Source organism: Bdellovibrionales bacterium (genome assembly GCA_019750295.1).
GTDB lineage: Bacteria > Bdellovibrionota > Bdellovibrionia > Bdellovibrionales > JAGQZY01 > JAIEOS01.
In genome coordinates this window covers 1-3,074 of sequence record JAIEOS010000128.1, presented here as the reverse complement: position 1 = coordinate 3,074, position 3,074 = coordinate 1, and the positions used below count along the sequence as shown (strand labels likewise).

At 46.7% G+C, this 3,074-nt stretch carries 4 protein-coding genes; 1 reads left to right on the top strand and 3 read right to left on the bottom strand.

What is annotated here, in order from left to right; all coding sequences use genetic code 11:
• The 3 genes from K2Q26_15070 to ybeY all read right to left on the bottom strand — a co-directional run.
• The coding region (locus K2Q26_15070) for an ABC transporter permease (GenBank protein ID MBY0316840.1) at nucleotides 1-497 on the bottom strand (497 nt) is incomplete at its 3' end.
• On the bottom strand, nucleotides 497-1,597 hold the full coding sequence (prfB, locus tag K2Q26_15065; protein MBY0316839.1) for a peptide chain release factor 2: 1,101 nt from the start codon (nucleotides 1,595-1,597) through the stop codon (nucleotides 497-499). The genes K2Q26_15070 and prfB, both read right to left, overlap by 1 nt.
• Nucleotides 1,543-2,094: an rRNA maturation RNase YbeY gene (gene ybeY / locus K2Q26_15060; protein ID MBY0316838.1), complete on the bottom strand. Its 552-nt coding sequence runs from the start codon at nucleotides 2,092-2,094 to the stop codon at nucleotides 1,543-1,545. Before ybeY ends, prfB begins: the two co-directional genes overlap by 55 nt.
• A gap of 144 nt (nucleotides 2,095-2,238) precedes the next feature.
• On the opposite strand from ybeY, the gene mazG reads away from it, so the two are divergent.
• Nucleotides 2,239-2,976 carry a nucleoside triphosphate pyrophosphohydrolase gene (gene mazG, locus K2Q26_15055; GenBank protein ID MBY0316837.1) on the top strand — a complete coding sequence of 246 codons (738 nt, stop codon included), beginning with the start codon at nucleotides 2,239-2,241 and terminating at the stop codon, nucleotides 2,974-2,976.
• The last annotated feature ends 98 nt before the right edge of the window (nucleotides 2,977-3,074 follow it).

Sequence of the window (3,074 nt, the reverse complement as noted above, 5' to 3'; positions counted from 1 at the left end):
ACGATGCGAAAGGTGTCCCCCACTTTTAAATTCATTTTAGCTAAAAGATCTTTCCCGATAAAGGCGGCGGGAATTTCATCCTTCAGCGCCCAAGAGATTTGGCCGGAGACTTTGCGTCCTTCCATATTAAGAACTTTGTAAGCGGTTTCTTTATCTACGCCTTGAACTAAAACCGCAGAAATTTTTCCTTTGGAAGCAAACAGAGATTCCTGAGAGAGAAAACGCATCGCACCTTCGGCGTCGCCCATATAAGGCTCCACCTCTTTCTCCAGAGCTTCGATATTGTCAATCTTTCCACCTTGCTTATAAATGGAAACATCACCGATCACTTCGATCAAAGCCTGCTGAAGTGTTTCTTGAAATCCGCTAAAGCTGGCCATGGCCACAATCATCACCGCAACACCGATGATGATTCCTAAAAGAGTGAGCAGCACCGTGACGTCAAAAAAACGTCTCCAGGTTTGCATGTATTTGCTGATCACCCAAAAATAAAACATTAAGGAGTATCCATTTGTGATTTTAAGTAAGCGTTAATAAACGGTTGAATGTAGCCATCCATAATGTCTTGCACCTGACTCGTTTCGAAATCAGTGCGATGATCTTTGACCATTTTGTAAGGATGCATCACGTAGGATCGGATTTGGCTTCCCCACTCGTTCGCCCGCTTGGTCGAGTTGAGCTTATCCAATTCTTTTTGCTTTTCTTCGAGCTCTTTTTCGTAAAGCGCGGCCCGTAACATCTTCATGGCGCGATCGCGGTTGGCGTGCTGGCTTCGTTCATTCTGACATTGCACCACAATTCCCGTGGGAATGTGAGTGATTCGTACGGCGGAGTCCGTTTTGTTCACGTGCTGCCCACCGGCTCCCCCCGCGCGATAGGTGTCGACTTTGAGATCTTCGGTCTTAATATCGATTTTAATCTCATCGTCCACCTCGGGCCAGGCGAAGACCGAAGCAAAGCTGGTGTGGCGACGCGCATTGGAGTCGAAGGGACTGATGCGCACCAAACGATGGACTCCCGACTCCGCTTTAAGAAAACCAAAGGCGTAGGGTCCCTGGATTTGTAAAGTGACCGATTTGATTCCGGCCCCATCTCCGTCGGTCATTTCGAGAACTTCGGCTTTAAATCCCTGTTTGTCGGCATAGCGCGTGTACATGCGTAAGAGCATGCTCGCCCAATCACAAGCTTCCGTGCCCCCCGCTCCCGAGTTGATGGAGAGGTAAGCGCTGTTGGCATCCATTTCGCCGCTGAGAAGTTTTTTAAGCTCGAGATCGTCGATCTCCGCCGAGAGGGCCTGGGTGTCTCGAACCACTTCCTGAAACGAAGCCTCGTCGTCGGCCTCTTTCGCCATCTCGAGGAGAACTAAAGAATCTTCCATTCGACCATTAAGATCGTTCCATTGGTCGCAGATCTTTTGAAGGATTGAGATTTCCTGATTTATTTTTTGCAGTTGCCCGGGATTATTCCAAACTTGAGGATTCTCGGATTTGTGACGAAGCTCTTCGAGTTGTTTGAGCTTTTGATCGAGGTCAAAGATACCTCTTAAGTTCGACGACCTTTTCGGCCATTTTGCTGATCTGACTTTTGACGTCGTGATACTGTGACGCTAACCCTTTTTTTGAACTTTGATTTTCCATTTTTCGTAGCTCCTGCTTTAGCTGGGATATTTTGATCTCGAAGTCCTTCAAAAATACGATCCTGCAACGTCATCATCTTTTTGGCATCACGTGCATTGGTTTCGTGGTCGTATCCCAAAAGATGGAGAATGCCATGCAATAATAAATAACTCAACTCTTCATAAGAATGGAGCCCGTGTTCTCGAGCTTGCCGCTTCACAACATCGGAGCAAATCACTAACTCTCCCAATTGCAGCCCTTCTCCACCGAAACTCAAAATATCGGTCACCCGGTCCTTCTTGCGGAATTGAGAATTGAGCTCGGTCATCTTTGAGGAGCTGACAAAAACCAGACCCACTTCACAATCCCTAAGAATCTTGTGCTTGTTTTCGAGGCTTTTTTGAATCTCGGACATAACCCAGTTCAGAAGTTTTTTTGGAACTTTCCAAGTGGTGTGATTAATGAGATAAAAATTCATCCCTAATAGGTAACAGTTCCCTTTTCGTATTGCAAAGCATGATGATGCCTGGCCACGGAAGTTTCATGCTTTGCAATGCGAAAAGGGAACTGTTACCTATTGGAAATGGCAAAAACATATTCCATTGAAGATCTGAGAGAGATTATGCGCACCCTTCGCAGTCCCGAAGGCTGTCCGTGGGACAAGAAACAAACACCCCAAAGCCTGACTCCTTACGCCATCGAAGAAGCTCTCGAGCTCGAAGACGCCATTCACGAAAAAACCGATCAGGATGTTTTAGAGGAATTGGGGGATCTCCTGTTTCAAGTGATTTTCCAGTGCCAGATGTACGAAGAGCAAAAAAAGTTTTCCTTTGGGGACGTGGTTCATCATCTCAGCGCAAAAATGATTGAGCGCCATCCCCATGTTTTTGCAAATCCCAACCAGACGATCTCCGACAAAGGTGTCAGCGCCGCTTGGGAAAGTCAAAAGAACGAAAATAAAAAAATGAAGATCTTCGAAATGCCGAAGAACTTCCCGTCTTTGCTTGCGGCATTTAAAATTGGAAAAAAATCTCGTTCCATCAATTTCGATTGGGGGACTGCGACGGACGCCTATAAGCATTTCCAGTCGGAAGCGAAAGAGCTCAAAGAAACTCTCAAGCCTCGACCCAACAAGGCCCATCAAGAGGAAGAGCTCGGGGATACGTTATTTACTTTAGTGCAAGTCGCGCGCCTCTTACAAATTGACCCCGAAAAAGCTCTCCGCCGCGCCAACAAAAAAATCGTTGGCCGAATCAACAGCGCTTTCAAAATCTCAAAACTCTCCTGGGACCAATTTTGCAAACTCCCCCAAAAACAAAAAGACAAACTCTGGAACCAAGCCAAAAAAGCAACCCGCTAAAAGGTACGCCGATCCTTTTCGCGGTTCGACGAAAAGGATCGGCGTACCTTTTAGGTCAGGCTTTGGGCGAGTTGGAGATCGGCGAGGAGTTGGTTGAA

Excerpts from the sequence above, each read along its gene's own strand:
- ybeY (MBY0316838.1), bottom strand. The coding sequence starts at position 2,094 with ATGAATTTTTATCTCATTAATCACACCACTTGGAAAGTTCCAAAAAAA.
- mazG (MBY0316837.1), top strand. The coding sequence starts at position 2,239 with ATGCGCACCCTTCGCAGTCCCGAAGGCTGTCCGTGGGACAAGAAACAA.